Below are 13,708 nucleotides of genomic sequence, written 5' to 3'. Positions count from 1 at the left end.
AGGCGCCGGCCACCGCACTGGACACACGCCGGATGCGTGGGGCCTGACCAGAATGCCATGGCACTCCGGATTGGGCCTCAGGGCCCGGACCCGAAAAACGTCAGCCGGGTGGAAAGTGTATAATCCGATTCGAGGACCATCATTGTCACGAACACCAGCACCAGTATCGGCGGCAGGATGATCGCATAGGCCAGCGCCAGCCGTTCCCAAGCCATGTGCATGAAGACGGCGACTATCAGCCCTGCCTTGAGGATCATAAAGATCAGGATCAGCGACCATCTGAGATAGCCGTGAAGGCCGAAATAATCGACCAGGTAGGAGCACGTGCTGAGGATGAACAGCCATGCCCAGACCACCAGATAGAGCTTGATCGGATGTTCCTGATGCGCGTCGGCATGGGCGACAGCGGCCGGCGCTTCATGCGCAGCCTGAAGTGCGTGTTGCCCGAGGCCGTTTGCGGTTGCTTCAGCCATTTTTTCCTCTCACCAAAGCCTGCCTCTCACCAAAGATAAAAGAATGCGAAGATGAATACCCAGACCAGATCGACGAAGTGCCAGTACAGCCCCATGATCTCGACATTCTCGTAGCGCCCCGTGCGGCTGGTGAAGAAGCCGCGTCGCCCGGTGTCGAAATCTCCGCGCCATACCTTGCGCGCCACGATGATCAGGAAGATCACCCCGATCGTCACATGGGTGCCGTGGAAACCGGTGATCATGAAGAAAGTCGAACCGAATTGTGCGGCGCCCCAGGGGTTGCCCCAGGGCCGTACCCCTTCGGTGATCAGCTTGGTCCATTCGAAGGCTTGCATGCCGACAAAGGTCGCGCCGAGTGCCGCGGTCAGAAGCATCAGGATCGCTGTCTTGCGGCGGTCGCGGCGATAGCCGAAATTGACCGCCATGGCCATTGTTCCGCTGCTCGAGATCAGCACGAAGGTCATGATCGCAATAAGGATCAGCGGGATATCCGAGCCGCCGATACGAAGCGCAAAGACCTCGCTCGGATTGGGCCACGGCACGCGTGTCGAAATGCGAGCGGTCATGTAGGAGAGCAGGAAGCAGCCGAAGATGAAGGTGTCGCTGAGCAGGAAGATCCACATCATGGCCTTGCCCCAGGACACGTTCTTGAACGCCCGCTGATCCGAGGACCAGTCGGCGGCAATGCCTTGCCAGCCTGAGGGCCGTGGCTCCGTCTGGGTATGCGTGAGTGTCTCTGCCATTCGTTTGATCCCTTAGGTCAGCAACTGTCGGCAAATGTCGATGAACGTCGCGGCCCAGCCGGCCAGTAGGGCAAAGACGGCGAGCCAGACGAAGAGCAGGAAATGCCAGTACATGGCGCACAACTCGACACTGAGGCGAAGCCGTTCGGGCCGCGCTGCGTTCCAGGCGCTGGCGGTTGTTCTGCCGAGGCCCACCAGCCCGCCCAGTATGTGCAGGCCATGCATGCCGGTGATCAGGTAGAAAAAGCTGTTGGCCGGATTGGAGGTCAGAAAATAGCCGTCGGCGGTCAGCTGCCGCCATGCCATGAGCTGTCCGATCAGGAAGGCAAGCGCCGTGAGCCCGGCCGTGGCGAGGCCGAGCCTGACCATGTCGACCTGGCCCCTGCGCGCCGCGACCGAGGCGCATTGCAGGGCAATGCTGCTCAGGACCAGCACCCCGGTGTTGAGCCAGAGCAGCCGCGGCAGCGGCAGCGGCTGCCAGTCCGATACCGCCATCCGCATGAAATAGGCGCTGGTGAAGAGCGCGAACAGGCAGCCGACGACGGCGAGGAAGACACCGAGGCCGATCTTGGCGGTGGGTAGCGCCGACCGGTCGAGGGCGACAAAATCCCCGGCCAGACCTTGCTCGAGCCATGGCTTCGACATCAGCCCCTGATGTGAAAGCCACCATCCGGCAAAGCCGGCGATGACGAACAGGAAGACTATGATAACGCTCATGCCGGCTCCCTTGAGGGGCCAAAGGAGCCCGGCATGTTCTGCGGAATGAAATCCTCCTTGGCGCCTGGCACGCTGTAATCATAGGCCCAGCGATAGACGATCGGTAGCTCCTTGCCGAAATTGCCGTGGGCCGGCGGTGTTTGCGGCGTCTGCCATTCGAGGGTCGTGGCCCGCCACGGATTGCCGCCAGCCTCGCGGCCATGGCGGATGCTCCAGATGAGATTGAACAGGAACACCATCTGAGCGAAGCCGACGATGAACGCCATGATGCTGATGAACGAGTTCAGGTGGTGGGCTGACTCGGTCATGACAGTCATGTCGGTCAGTTCAGCATAGCGCCGCGGCACGCCCATCAGGCCGAGGTAGTGCATGGGGAAGAAAATCAGGTAGGCGCCGAGGAAGGTGACCCAGAAATGGAACCGGCCCAGCATTTCGTTGAGCATCCGGCCAGTGACCTTCGGGTACCAATGATAGATCGCGCCAAAAACCACGAGGATCGGGGCGACACCCATGACCATATGGAAGTGGGCGACGACGAACATCGTGTCGGACAGCGGAACATCGACGACGACATTGCCAAGAAACAACCCGGTCAGCCCACCATTGACGAAGGTGACGATGAAGGCCAGGGCAAAGAGCATAGGTATGGTGAGATGGATGTCGCCGCGCCATAAGGTCAGCACCCAGTTGTAGACCTTGATGGCAGTCGGAATGGCGATGATCAGCGTCGTGGTGGCGAAGAAGAAGCCGAAATAGGGGTGCATGCCGCTGACATACATGTGGTGCGCCCAGACCACGAAGCTCAGCGCGCCAATGCCGACGATGGCCCAAACCATCATCCGATAGCCGAAAATGTTCTTGCGTGCATGGGTGCTGATCAGGTCGGAGACGATACCGAAGGCCGGCAACGCCACGATGTAGACCTCGGGATGGCCGAAGAACCAGAACAGGTGCTGGAACAGGATCGGGCTGCCGCCATTGTGCTGCAGTTGCTCGCCCATCTCGGAGATCGCCGGCATGAAGAAGCTGGTGCCGAGGACGCGGTCGAGCAGCATCATGACGCAGGCGACGAACAGCGCCGGAAAGGCAAGCAGGGCCATGACGGTTGCTGTGAAGATGCCCCAGACGGTCAGCGGCAGGCGCATCATCGTCATGCCGCGCGTGCGGCCCTGCAGCACCGTCACCACATAGTTCAGGCCGCCCATCGTGAAACCGATGATGAACAGGATCAGTGAGGAGAGCATCAGGATGATGCCCCAGTCCTGGCCGCCCGGCGTGCCGCTCATGATGGCTTGTGGCGGGTAGAGCGTCCAGCCGGCGCCTGTCGGTCCGCCCGGTGCAAAGAAGCTCGACACCAGGACCAGCACGGCGAGCAGGTAGATCCAGTAGCTCAGCATGTTGACATAGGGGAAAACCATGTCGCGCGCGCCGACCATCAGCGGGATCAGATAGTTGCCGAAGCCGCCGAGGAAGAGGGCGGTGAGCAGGTAGATCACCATGATCATGCCGTGCATGGTGATGAACTGGTAGTAGGCTTCCGGGGTGATGAAGTCGAACGTGCCGGGGAAGCCGAGTTGCAGCCGCATTAGCCAGGATAGCACCAGGGCGACCAGGCCGATTCCCGTTGCCGTCGCCGAATACTGGATGGCTATGACCTTGGCGTCCTGCGCGAAGACGTATCTCGTCCACCAACTGTGCGGATGGTAAAGCTCCACTTCCGCGACTTCGGCCGGGGGGATGCCATCTGCAGGTGTGATGTCGACCATAGGAACACCTCCGCGTCCTTTTCAGCGAGACCCGACCGTTTCGAGCTTTGCTGCAATTTTCAAACCTGGCGCTATCGTCTTGCCCGGCGCCATAGTCTTCCCCGGAGCGTTGTCTGCCGCGCCCGTTTGCTGGGGTGCCGACAACTGCGCGAAAGTCTGCTGCTGGCCAAACCAGGCCAGGTAGTCCTGCTGCGTGTCGACCACGACCACACCATGCATCAAGGGATGCCCCTGGCCGCAAAGTTCGGCGCACAGGACCTGAAAGGTTCCGGTCTTGGTCGGGGTGAACCAGAAATAGGTGACCGAGCCGGGGATCATGTCCATCTTGGCGCGGAATTCCGGCACATAGAAATCATGCAGCACATCGATCGATCGGAGCAGCATCTTGACCGGTTTGCCGACCGGCAAATGCAGATCAGCCGCTTCGACCAGGACATCGTCCTGACCATTGGGATCGCTGGCGATCACGCCCAGCGGATTGTCGGTGGTGACGTCGCGGGTGTCGGATGTGCCAAGCTTGCCGTCCTTGCCGGGCAGACGGAAACTCCACTGCCACTGCTGGCCGACGACTTCGACCTCCGTTGCGTCGCTCGGGACGTTGACGAACCGGCTCCAGACGAACAGGCCGGGAACCAGCAACGCCGTGACCCCGACCGCTGTGACGATCGTCAACCAGGATTCGAGCCGCTTATTCTCCGGCTCGTAGGCGGCCCGGTTCCCTTCCCGATGACGGAAGCGGAAGACGCAATAGGCCATGAATAGGACCACGGCGGCGAAGACGACGCCGGTAATCCAGAAGGTGATGATGATGGTGTTGTCGATATAGCCCCAGTTCGAGGCAATCGGCGTCCACCACCATGGGCTCAGCAGGTGAAACAGCACCGAGCCCACTACAATCAAAACGAGTACAAGCGCTACGGCCATGTCCCGTTCCTCCCCGGCATTCTGGAGGACGCGAAGCTGGTCCCGGCGAATGCCAAGGTCATCATAGCTCTTTTTTCGATTGAAATTCCAGAGCCGACTATCTTGACGGGAAAAATGTCGCCAAGATTAAACTCCTGAAGACGCTTGCACTGGAAGGAGAGGGCTGAAGTCCAACTGCGAGCAGGCGGCGCTCGCAGTTTTGATTGAAATGGCTCCCCGGAGTCGATGAAGCTGAGAAATGCGAATTCGCTATCACCCTGCGCCAGAATGCGCCTCGCCGGCGGGCCGACATTGACGCTCAGGGAGCGGCCCGTCGCTCTGCCGCGAGAGCGGGGCGAGGTGTGCACAGCTGAACTCACGGCCACCGGGATCCCCCGATGCTATCTATCCAGGATGTGCGACGTGGAACTGTTCGTGAAGGCGGGTTACGGCCGCTATCGTGCCGTCCTACCGAAGGCCGCTTGACCTGTCGCGTCTGGGGCCGTGTGTTAACCGTCTGCTTCGCTCGCCATGCCGGCCGGGATCAGCCGGCTACTGGCGTGTTGAGAAGCTGCTGCTCCCAAAGATACGCGATGCCGCTGCCGCCGAAGTGCTGGATGAGAATCTCGGTCAGCTCCTCGACATGCTCGGTGCGCGCCCAATCGCGTTGCCATTCGCCAGCGAGCGCCATCACGGTCATCACGTTCGCGCCGGCCGCGATCATTCGCTGGATGGCAACTTCGTGAGACTCCTTCGAAATCCCGCCCGACGCATCGGTGATAACGGTCACATCCCAACCTTCGCCGGCGGCCTGGATCACAGGCATTGCGACGCAGACCTCGGTCCACAGACCGGCGATGATCAGCTGCTTGCGGCCGGTCGCCTTGACGACGTTCACCACATTCTCGTCCTGCCAGGTGTTCACCCAGGTGCGATCGATGACCTCCTGGTCCGGAAATACATCGGTGATCTGCTTGAAGAGAAGTCCACCGCGCGCCGCGATCACGCTGGTGAGAATGGTCGGAACATTGAAAGCTTTTGCTAGCTTCGCCAGCGCGGTCGTGTTGTTGACCACCATGTGCGGATCGTGGCTGTTCAGGTTTGCGAGCTGGTAAGGCTGGTGATCGATCAGAACGAGGACCGAGTCTTCAGGACGAAGAAGCGAATCAAGGCCGTTACGAGGGGTCATCAAGACTTCCTTTCTCTGCCGCCATGGACGGCAATGGGTTCACGGGAGACATGCGCCAGCGGGCGACGTTGCCTGGACGCAATTTGCCGTTCCTTTTGGTGATGCGGTAGTGCCATAATCAGGCAAGCTGTGTCGCGAAACGAGGAACGCTGAATTGGACATAGAAGATCTACGGACATTCGTCGCAGTGGCCGATGCAGGGGGCGTGTCGGCCGCCGCGCGCCGGCTCGGCGTCTCCAAGTCAATCGTCAGTCGGCGGCTCTTTCGGGTTGAAGCGGAACTTGGCGTCCAGCTTCTTGCACGAACGACCCGCGGCGCGGCGCTTACGGAAGCGGGGATCACGTTCAGGGACCATGCGGCCCGGGCCAGCGCCGAGATCGACACCGCAAGGGAAACGATCCTCCCCACCGGTGAGCTGCGCGGCCGCCTGAGGGTTGCCATGCCGCTTACTTTCGGCCCAACCCACTTCGCCCCGGTGCTCGCGGAGATGGCGCGCCAGCACCCGCAGCTTCACATTCATACCTCCTACAGCGATCGCTTCGTCGATCTCATCGCCGAGGGTTTCGATTGCGCGATCCGGGTTGGCTACCTTCAGGACTCCAACCTGATCGCGAAGCGCGTCGGGCCGTTCCATGGCAAGCTTGTCGCCAGCCCGGACTATATCGAAGCGCACGGTTCACCTGAGACCCTGGACGAACTCGTCACCCATCAGGCCCTCATGCAGGGAACAGAAACCTGGCAGTTCATGGATAATGGCAAGGTTGTCACGGTTCAGCCGCAGGGCAGGTTCAAGGCCGATAGCGCTACGGCGCTTGCCGCCGCGGCGGCGGCAGGTCTCGGCATCGCCTGGCTCGCCGATTGCATCACACATGAATACGTGGCCTCCGGCACGCTGGTCCCGATCATGACACGCTATCCGGTACCTCCGGCGGCCGCGTATGTCGTCCGCCCGCCGGGTCAGCATCCCACGCGGAAAGTCAGGGTGCTCACCGAAATGCTAACTGAGTATTTCAAACGCAACCCGGAACTTTGGGGTCTCGACAGCTAGGACACGAACGCTGCGAAGCCTCTCGAGGACCTGTGTTCGAGGTGGCACTCCTTCGGCGACATGGCCCGCACGTTCCACTTGCTGCGACACAGCTTGACTTATTCGGGCACTATTCGAAGCGGCCACATGATCGATCTGAACGGGAAGCGTGCATTGGTTACCGGAGGATCGCGGGGCATCGGGGCCGCGATCGCATTGGCACTGGCGGAGAACGGAGCCGACGTTGCATTTACTTACCAGCAGGCGGCGGCTTCGTTAAGTGATAGCTAATATAGATGAGCCCTCGTCATCCAATCGAGGGATGGCGCGACTTAAACCCCCGCTCCACCTAATGGCAAGGCAAAGGGCGGCAACCCGGTTTTGCCGCCCAATGGGCCTGCTGGCTCTAGGGGCTAAATATGAGCAAGACGACTCTCGTACTCGCTATCCTCGCGATCAGCATCAGCTATGCCGATGCCAAGGGCCATAAGGTGAACCTGCCGGTTTGCACCGCGTCAAGCTCACTCGCCGAAGTCCTGGGGGACAAGTGTTTTCTCGTCAAAGGTTCGAAGATCTATGGCGACATCGCCGATCTTTCCCAGATAGTCATTTGGGCTGGTGGCGGAGCTGGCGGTCTGTGACGGGTGCCCTTGGGCAGTGCGACGACCGCGAGCAAGACGACTGCGACGACGAGGAAGGCGGCGACTCCGAGCCGGACAACGACCGCGAACAAATCAGGTGGCGCGACGATCCGACTGATCAGACCGTACTGATGCGGCTATGAAGGGAAACATCGCCGTCTACATGGAGAGAGCCGAGCGCCTCGAGTCCATCGTCCCGACGGTCGATCCCGCGAACGGCGATATGATCTGGTCCATCGGACCGAAGACTCCAGCGGCGGACTTTCGTTTCGCTTGTCGCCAGAGCTGGGCGCGGAGTTCCGGTCCTATTTTTCCGAGATGATCCGCCAGAAGGCGAACTGGTCAAACCTGCAAACTTGCAGGAATGGCTGCCGATGGTGGCGGGCTTTCTTTATCTTGTGGCAGAAAAGTCACGCAGCTGGAATATACTGAGCTTCAACCGGCGCGAGCTTATTATCCAGCTAAGTGAGGCGTACCGTTGTTTCGCGGGCAAAGGGGATGCCCGACACTCCTCCCGAACTAGCCCCGCTGCCTCACGGTGGCGGGCCTTTTTATTCAGCTCGTAGTCCGCTACGAAAAGCCCCTCGCTCATCGAGCAGACGGTTGATTTTCACTTCTAGGATGTGAGTCCGCCAGTAGAGGACCTGTCCAACAATGAAGACCCCCATGATTGGCTGATCCGTCCACATCGAAATCCCAGCACAAACGACTGCCAACAAAAACACGAGTGTTGACGTTTTCATTTGCTCCCCCTGCAGATGTAGCCCGAAACGCAGCCCAGCACAGAACATCGGCAAATTTGCCGACCTAAGAAATTTGGTTAAGTGCTTAAAAAGATTGGCTCCCCGGGCCGGATTCGAACCAGCGACCAACCGGTTAACAGCCGGTTGCTCTACCACTGAGCTACCGGGGAACGGAGGCTCTTATGCGAGTTGCGCAGCGTATAGCTGCCCTTTTCGGCTTTGCAAAGAAGCAATTCGCATTTTTCCGAGGCTTTTTCGCACAGGCGTTTCTCGCAATCGTCGAGAGATGCCCTCATATTAGCAGTCTTGGCAGGGACACCGAACCGAAAGCGCGGCCGCGCTTGGGTTCGCTGATGCTTCTGAACGATCAAAACGGGTCAATCTTTCGAGACGATGACAGCACAAGATAACCACATGCCGGCGCGCAAAATCTCAGTTTTCGGGCGCGAGTTCAAAATGCCGCGCTCGCGCGGGCTCAGAATCACCATCGGTGTCCTGCTGACCATCGGCGGCATCCTCGGGTTCCTGCCGATCCTCGGTTTCTGGATGGTCCCGCTCGGATTGCTGGTGCTTTCCTATGAGTTCGCCATGGTGCGGCGCCACCGCCGACGCTTTGTCGTCTGGTGGGAACGGCGGCGTCGGCCGGATTGACATGGCGTGGGCACACCTCAGCGGGCCCTTGCTTCACGGATCTGCATGAGAATCGCCGCGGCTGAGGCAAGCTTTGCCCTTTGCCCGCGCCTTCAATGGACAGGCGGGTCGGTGGCGTAGTGCAAAAACTCTCCGCACCGCGCTCAGGACAGGCCTGGCGGCGCATTCTTGTCTATCATCTCCATTGCCTGGCGCATGGCTTTGTCTCCTGCCGTGCTCAACGCGTGAACCCCGAAGGGGTTTTTCCTGCGGCAGGCTATGCTTAAGAAGCATCTAATGTAGCTGTGGGCTTGGGGCCTGACGATTTGACAGGGTCTGCCCGGATCGGCGCACAGGGAAACCGTTCGGAATGCACGGTGGCCGCTTGACGGCATTTTCGCCGCAACCTATTGGAACCGGGTGGAACGCCGGGAGCAACGAGGCCTCGTGGCGGAGTGGTTACGCAGAGGACTGCAAATCCTTGCACCCCGGTTCGATTCCGGGCGAGGCCTCCAATGCCCGGGCCCCCGCGCAGCAAGCGTAGGGGGCCTGAAGTTCCTGACGTAATGAACCGCGGTTCTGGCGCGGCAAGCGGATTGGTTGGAACATGAGCGCTGATTTCTCCGAGCTTCGCGTCAAGATGGTCGATGGCCAGGTTCGCACCACCGATGTGACCAGCGCGCCGCTGCTCGAGGCCATGCTCGTCGTGCCACGAGAGGCTTTTGTCGGCGCCGCCCAGCGCGATCTCGCTTACATCGACGAGGACATCCGCATTGCCACCGGCGCGGACGGCGCGCGCTACCTGATGGAACCCTCGCCGCTGGCCAAGCTCATCCAACTGGCTGAGATCAAGTCGACCGACTCGGCGCTCGATGTCGGCTGCGGCACGGGTTATGCTTCGGCTATCCTGTCGCGGCTGGCCAGGTCCGTGGTGGCGCTCGAAAGCGATTCGGCGCTGGCGGAAACCGCCAGATCGACGCTATCGTCGCTTGGCTGCAGCAATGTGACCGTTGTGCAGGGGGCGTTGCCACAAGGGCATGCCGCCCAGGCGCCTTATGACGTCATCTTCGTCGGCGGCAGCGTCACGGAAGTCCCAGTGCCGCTGCTCGACCAGCTTGCCGAAGGCGGCCGACTCGTCGCCGTTGAAGGGCAAGGCAATTCCGGCCTGGCCCGACTTTTTTTTAAGGCGGGAGGGGTTGTAACCGGAAGACGCGCGTTTAATGCGGCAATTAAGCCACTACCGGGATTCGAACGTATTCATGCTTTCGAGTTTTGAGTGATTTTGCCTTGCAGCAGAGGCATTGTCATGGTCGCTTGCATTTGAACAATTGTTGCTGATCCGCAAACTGGGGGCACTTTGGGGCTGAGCAGCAGGGAACATCGAACACGCGGCGGCGGCTGATCACGACGAGAAGCCGGTGCGGCGCAGTTCCCATGGAAAACGAATGAGGGTTTAACCGTGCCGTCTGTACGAAAGTCACTTTTCACCGCCGTCCTCGTTTCGGCGACCATGCTGTCCCCACTGACCGCTTCGGCGGAAACCATCTCAGGCGCGCTTGCAAAGGCCTATCAGTACAATTCTTCGCTGAATTCCGCCCGCGCCGGCGTTCGTATTACCGATGAGAGCGTCGCCATCGCCAAGTCGGGCTGGCGTCCGACCATCAACGGCTCGGCGACAATCGACTATTCCAGCAGCCATCTCACCGGTGCGGATCGTAGTGTACGGCTGACCACCGGCAATTTTGGTGTCCAGATCAATCAGACGCTGTTCGACGGCTTTCAGACCAGGAACAATGTCGCTGCCGCCGAATCACAGGTTCGCGCTTCGGTCGAAAGCCTGCGCAACACCGAAGAGAACACCCTGTTCAGCGCCGCCCAGGCGTATATGAACGTGATTCGCGACCGCCAGATTGCAGTGCTGACCGAGCAGAACCTGCAATTCCTCACCGAAACGGCGCGCGCGGCGCGTTCGCGTTTCGAAGTTGGTGAAGGCACGCGTACCGACGTCGCGCAGGCCGATGCTTCGCGGGCCGCCGCCGTGGCATCGCTGAGCGCCGCCCGGGCGCAGGCACTGGCGAGTGCCGCGAGCTATCGCCAGATCGTCGGCGACGAACCAGGGAAGCTTAAAGGCGCTTCGCCGGTGGCAAAGCTGTTGCCGTCAAGCCTGGCCGCCGCCATCGGAGTGGCCTCGAACGAGCACCCGGCTATCCTTGCCACCCAGCATCTGGTCGACGCTGCTTCGTTTTCGGTGAAGTCGGCCGAAGGCGCGCTGCTGCCGCAGTTGTCTGCTTCCGCCGGCGTTTCGAGCGCCTATCGCAACACTGTGCCGGGCGGGCTCACGACGCAGGACGGCACTACAAACTCGGCCAGCGTCGGGGCAACGCTGACCATCCCGATCTATTCCGGTGGCCGCACTTCGGCGATTGTGCGCCAGGATAAGGAATCGCTCAGCCGGGCCCGCATCGAGGTCGACGTGAGCCGTGATCAGGTGCGCCAGGCCGTCACCGCCGCCTGGACCGAGTACACCGCCGCGCAGCAGCAGCTGACGGCCAACAGGCAAGTGATCGAGGCGGCAAAGCTGGCGTTGAATGGCGTCATCGAAGAACGCAATGTCGGCCAGCGCACCACGCTCGATGTCCTCAACGCACAGGCTACGGTCATCACTGCCGAGATCAACCAGGCGAGTTATGAGCATGATGTGGTGGTGGCGAGCTACGCCATCCTGCAGGCGACCGGCCGCCTGTCCGTCGACCGCCTTGGCCTGCAGGTGACGAAATACAAGCCTGAAGAGCACTACAACGCCGTCAAGGACAAGTGGATCGGCCTGCGCACGCCGGACGGCCGCTGAGGGCGCCCGGTCCGGACTTTTCCGTCTCGCCGTTTGAGCAGGATTGCTTGCTCCGCTGCTCGTGGGTTTAAGATCACGCTAATCTGTTGAAATCCCACAAGTCCCCAGATTGGGGATTCTCGTGCGGCGATCCGTCGGCTACGCTGTTGCCATGATTCGATCCGGCCTTGCCGGAGCGGAAATCCACAGAGGTCACAAAGGCGGCGGATGTGACGATGGCAACGGCAAGCAGCGCACAGCGCGAACCTTCCATGGAAGAGATCCTGGCTTCCATCAGGCGAATCATCGAGGACAGCGACGGCGGCCGCAAGCAGCCGGGCGACGCCGATGAGTTTCGCCAGGATCTGGAGCCGGCGCCGAGCGTCGATGCCGCCCCCGACGTCGACGCATTCCGTGCCGACCTGCATGCCGATCCCGAGATCAGGAAGCCGGTCACGCTGGCGGAAGTCCAGGCGCAGCTGCCGGCGGTCGAGCCGGTGATCGCGCGTACGGAAACGCGGGTGCGCCCCGAACCAGCCCCTACAAAGTCATCGATGACACTTGCCGAGGTCAGCGCCCGGGTTGCCGCCGAGCCGGCCAACGCGCCGGCACCGCGTCCCGTCACTGCCCCCGACGCTCCCGTTGCCGATTGGCGGCGCGAGATCGCCGCGGTTGGTGAGCAGGCCAAAATGGTGTCGGACAGGGCCGAGGCACGCAAGCCGGTTGTCCAGCCGCCAATGGACAATTCAAGGGACGAAGCGAACGCGAAAGCAGCCTCCGAGCCGCCTCGTCCAGACGTGGTGCGGCCGGTCACGGCCAGTGATGCGCCGCGTCCGGCCATCGTTTCCGAGCACACCGGCCGTCAGGTTGCCGCCGCCTTTGGCGAACTTTCCGACGCGTTTGCCAGCCGAAGCAAAAAGACATTCGACGAGATGGCCGAAGAGATGCTGCGCCCGATGCTGCAGGATTGGCTCGACAACAATCTGCCGACGCTGGTCGAAAGGCTGGTGCGCGAGGAGATCGAGCGCGTGGCGCGCGGCGCGCAATAATTCTCCATACCGATTACCAAAAGAAACGGCGCCTTCGTGGCGCCGTTTCTTTTTGTGAGGTCAATTCGCGCTGGTCGCGAAGCAGACAAGGTTTCCGTCGGGATCCTTGATGATGAACGTGCGGGCGCCCCACGGTTCGGTTCGCAATGTCTGGTGGAAAGGGGCCATGGCCGCCTGATATTCCAGGAACAGCGCCTTGATGTTGTCGACCGCAATCGTCGCCGCCAGGAGATCGTCGCCGTGACTGGTGGTGAAAGGCGGCTTGTCGACATGGCGCAGGTTGAGCCGCGCACCATCGCGGATGATTTGGGCGTAGAAGGGCGGTTCGCCATAGGTGAAGCGCGTCTCGAAGCCGAGCTTTTGCCGGTAGAAACCACAGGCCGCTTCAATATCGGAGACAAAGAGCTGAGGTTCGGCAAAGGCCAGGAACGGCTTTTCGGCATCTGTTGCTATGCGGTCGGTCACGGTTTGAAGGCCTTTCTTCAGCGCCTGCCAGCTATCGAAACCTGATTTCCTGGCGACCAGTTCCTGGGCATCGGCAAGCTTGAAACCGTGATCGAGGATCTGATTATCGGTCAGATTGCGGAAACGCGGCAAGATCCATCCAATCACAGCGGCGACGGGATAGTACCGTTCGCGGTGCCATTTGAGATAGAGCTTGGCCTGTTTCTTGTGGTGTTCGAGGGTTGGCATGGGCGCATTGCGGGTTGAGGTGGCGTAGGCGGGCAATGCCCCTCCGGCCGGAAGCCGATGCGCCCTACAGCAGCGTTGGCAGCGTATTGCCGTGATGCTTGCGGGTCAAGGCTCGAGCGCCGCGCCTGGACCGGAGGAATAGGGTCCTGCTACCGATCGATGGGTCGCTTTCCGTTGAAATGACCTGGGCCACGCCTATTTGACGTCGTGGGTCAGAGACAGCAGGGCGGAATCATGAATCGTTAACGCTCTGGTAACCAAGCGGGATTCTGTTGGCCGGGAAGGAGACCGGCGATGGACGCAAGCT

Annotated in this window: 14 protein-coding genes, 2 tRNA genes and 1 pseudogene; 8 read left to right on the top strand and 9 right to left on the bottom strand. The window is 60.8% G+C overall.

Annotated features, from left to right (window positions below; translation table 11 throughout):
- Positions 1–77: 77 nt before the first annotated feature.
- The 6 genes from NKJ89_RS19780 to NKJ89_RS19755 form a co-directional block, all read right to left on the bottom strand.
- Positions 78–473: a cytochrome C oxidase subunit IV family protein gene (locus tag NKJ89_RS19780; RefSeq protein ID WP_352604862.1), complete on the bottom strand. Its 396-nt coding sequence runs from the start codon at positions 471–473 to the stop codon at positions 78–80.
- 26 nt (positions 474–499) lie between these two features.
- Entirely contained in the window at positions 500–1,216 is a 717-nt protein-coding gene (locus NKJ89_RS19775; protein WP_023757650.1) for a heme-copper oxidase subunit III family protein, read from the bottom strand.
- 12 nt (positions 1,217–1,228) lie between these two features.
- The gene (locus NKJ89_RS19770; protein ID WP_352604860.1) at positions 1,229–1,933 is read right to left on the bottom strand and encodes a cytochrome c oxidase subunit 3; all 705 of its coding nucleotides are present in this window, start codon (positions 1,931–1,933) and stop codon (positions 1,229–1,231) included.
- On the bottom strand, positions 1,930–3,699 hold the full coding sequence (ctaD, locus tag NKJ89_RS19765; protein WP_352604858.1) for a cytochrome c oxidase subunit I: 1,770 nt from the start codon (positions 3,697–3,699) through the stop codon (positions 1,930–1,932). Before ctaD ends, NKJ89_RS19770 begins: the two co-directional genes overlap by 4 nt.
- Before the next feature lie 21 nt (positions 3,700–3,720).
- Complete coding sequence (locus NKJ89_RS19760; RefSeq protein ID WP_352604856.1) at positions 3,721–4,623, bottom strand: cytochrome c oxidase subunit II; 903 nt, start codon at positions 4,621–4,623, stop codon at positions 3,721–3,723.
- 523 nt (positions 4,624–5,146) lie between these two features.
- Positions 5,147–5,791 (bottom strand): hydrolase, encoded by a 645-nt coding sequence (locus tag NKJ89_RS19755; protein ID WP_023757644.1) that lies wholly within the window; start codon positions 5,789–5,791, stop codon positions 5,147–5,149.
- Positions 5,792–5,945: 154 nt separating this feature from the next.
- Between NKJ89_RS19755 and NKJ89_RS19750 the strand changes: the two genes are divergently transcribed.
- The 3 genes and pseudogenes from NKJ89_RS19750 to NKJ89_RS19740 all read left to right on the top strand — a co-directional run bounded on the left by NKJ89_RS19750 (position 5,946) and on the right by NKJ89_RS19740 (position 7,459).
- The gene (locus NKJ89_RS19750) at positions 5,946–6,839 is read left to right on the top strand and encodes a LysR family transcriptional regulator (RefSeq protein WP_352604853.1); all 894 of its coding nucleotides are present in this window, start codon (positions 5,946–5,948) and stop codon (positions 6,837–6,839) included.
- Positions 6,840–6,965: 126 nt separating this feature from the next.
- A pseudogene (locus NKJ89_RS19745) lies at positions 6,966–7,088 on the top strand (SDR family NAD(P)-dependent oxidoreductase); the annotation flags it as partial.
- 149 nt (positions 7,089–7,237) lie between these two features.
- Entirely contained in the window at positions 7,238–7,459 is a 222-nt protein-coding gene (locus tag NKJ89_RS19740) for a hypothetical protein (protein WP_023757642.1), read from the top strand.
- Positions 7,460–8,297: 838 nt separating this feature from the next.
- Here NKJ89_RS19740 and NKJ89_RS19735 read toward each other — a convergent pair.
- Positions 8,298–8,372 (bottom strand) — tRNA-Asn (locus NKJ89_RS19735).
- 223 nt (positions 8,373–8,595) lie between these two features.
- On the opposite strand from NKJ89_RS19735, the gene NKJ89_RS19730 reads away from it, so the two are divergent.
- The 4 genes from NKJ89_RS19730 (at position 8,596) to NKJ89_RS19715 (ending at position 11,680) form a co-directional block, all read left to right on the top strand.
- The gene (locus tag NKJ89_RS19730; RefSeq protein ID WP_023757639.1) at positions 8,596–8,853 is read left to right on the top strand and encodes a hypothetical protein; all 258 of its coding nucleotides are present in this window, start codon (positions 8,596–8,598) and stop codon (positions 8,851–8,853) included.
- 420 nt (positions 8,854–9,273) lie between these two features.
- Positions 9,274–9,347, top strand: a tRNA-Cys gene (locus tag NKJ89_RS19725).
- 92 nt (positions 9,348–9,439) lie between these two features.
- Positions 9,440–10,108, top strand: a complete 669-nt coding sequence (locus tag NKJ89_RS19720) for a protein-L-isoaspartate O-methyltransferase family protein (RefSeq protein ID WP_352604851.1) — start codon at positions 9,440–9,442, stop codon at positions 10,106–10,108.
- Positions 10,109–10,291: 183 nt separating this feature from the next.
- Entirely contained in the window at positions 10,292–11,680 is a 1,389-nt protein-coding gene (locus tag NKJ89_RS19715; protein WP_352604849.1) for a TolC family outer membrane protein, read from the top strand.
- Between the two features lie 73 nt (positions 11,681–11,753).
- Here NKJ89_RS19715 and NKJ89_RS19710 read toward each other — a convergent pair whose 3' ends face one another.
- Positions 11,754–11,933, bottom strand: coding sequence for a hypothetical protein (locus tag NKJ89_RS19710; RefSeq protein WP_210164161.1), 180 nt, complete (start codon positions 11,931–11,933; stop codon positions 11,754–11,756).
- Here NKJ89_RS19710 and NKJ89_RS19705 point away from each other — a divergent pair.
- Complete coding sequence (locus tag NKJ89_RS19705) at positions 11,896–12,708, top strand: PopZ family protein (RefSeq protein ID WP_352604847.1); 813 nt, start codon at positions 11,896–11,898, stop codon at positions 12,706–12,708. The two genes, NKJ89_RS19710 and NKJ89_RS19705, sit on opposite strands and share 38 nt — an antisense overlap.
- Before the next feature lie 60 nt (positions 12,709–12,768).
- Here NKJ89_RS19705 and NKJ89_RS19700 read toward each other — a convergent pair whose 3' ends face one another.
- Positions 12,769–13,401, bottom strand: coding sequence for a bleomycin resistance protein (locus NKJ89_RS19700; RefSeq protein WP_352604845.1), 633 nt, complete (start codon positions 13,399–13,401; stop codon positions 12,769–12,771).
- Positions 13,402–13,708 lie beyond the last annotated feature (307 nt).

The sequence above is a fragment of the Mesorhizobium sp. M0047 genome, from assembly GCF_040323315.1.
In the GTDB taxonomy this organism is placed as follows: Bacteria; Pseudomonadota; Alphaproteobacteria; order Rhizobiales; family Rhizobiaceae; genus Mesorhizobium.
Note: the sequence above shows the minus strand (reverse complement) of the source record. Positions and strands in the feature narration are given on the sequence as shown.

Bases quoted from the DNA above. Each gene is read 5' to 3' on its own strand.
- NKJ89_RS19700 (WP_352604845.1), bottom strand. From the start codon at position 13,401: ATGCCAACCCTCGAACACCACAAGAAACAGGCCAAGCTCTATCTCAAA.
- NKJ89_RS19705 (WP_352604847.1), top strand. From the start codon at position 11,896: ATGGCAACGGCAAGCAGCGCACAGCGCGAACCTTCCATGGAAGAGATC.
- ctaD (WP_352604858.1), bottom strand. From the start codon at position 3,699: ATGGTCGACATCACACCTGCAGATGGCATCCCCCCGGCCGAAGTCGCG.
- NKJ89_RS19760 (WP_352604856.1), bottom strand. From the start codon at position 4,623: ATGGCCGTAGCGCTTGTACTCGTTTTGATTGTAGTGGGCTCGGTGCTG.
- NKJ89_RS19755 (WP_023757644.1), bottom strand. From the start codon at position 5,791: ATGACCCCTCGTAACGGCCTTGATTCGCTTCTTCGTCCTGAAGACTCG.
- NKJ89_RS19740 (WP_023757642.1), top strand. From the start codon at position 7,238: ATGAGCAAGACGACTCTCGTACTCGCTATCCTCGCGATCAGCATCAGC.
- NKJ89_RS19710 (WP_210164161.1), bottom strand. From the start codon at position 11,933: ATGGAAGGTTCGCGCTGTGCGCTGCTTGCCGTTGCCATCGTCACATCC.
- NKJ89_RS19730 (WP_023757639.1), top strand. From the start codon at position 8,596: ATGACAGCACAAGATAACCACATGCCGGCGCGCAAAATCTCAGTTTTC.
- NKJ89_RS19780 (WP_352604862.1), bottom strand. From the start codon at position 473: ATGGCTGAAGCAACCGCAAACGGCCTCGGGCAACACGCACTTCAGGCT.
- NKJ89_RS19775 (WP_023757650.1), bottom strand. From the start codon at position 1,216: ATGGCAGAGACACTCACGCATACCCAGACGGAGCCACGGCCCTCAGGC.
- NKJ89_RS19770 (WP_352604860.1), bottom strand. From the start codon at position 1,933: ATGAGCGTTATCATAGTCTTCCTGTTCGTCATCGCCGGCTTTGCCGGA.
- NKJ89_RS19720 (WP_352604851.1), top strand. From the start codon at position 9,440: ATGAGCGCTGATTTCTCCGAGCTTCGCGTCAAGATGGTCGATGGCCAG.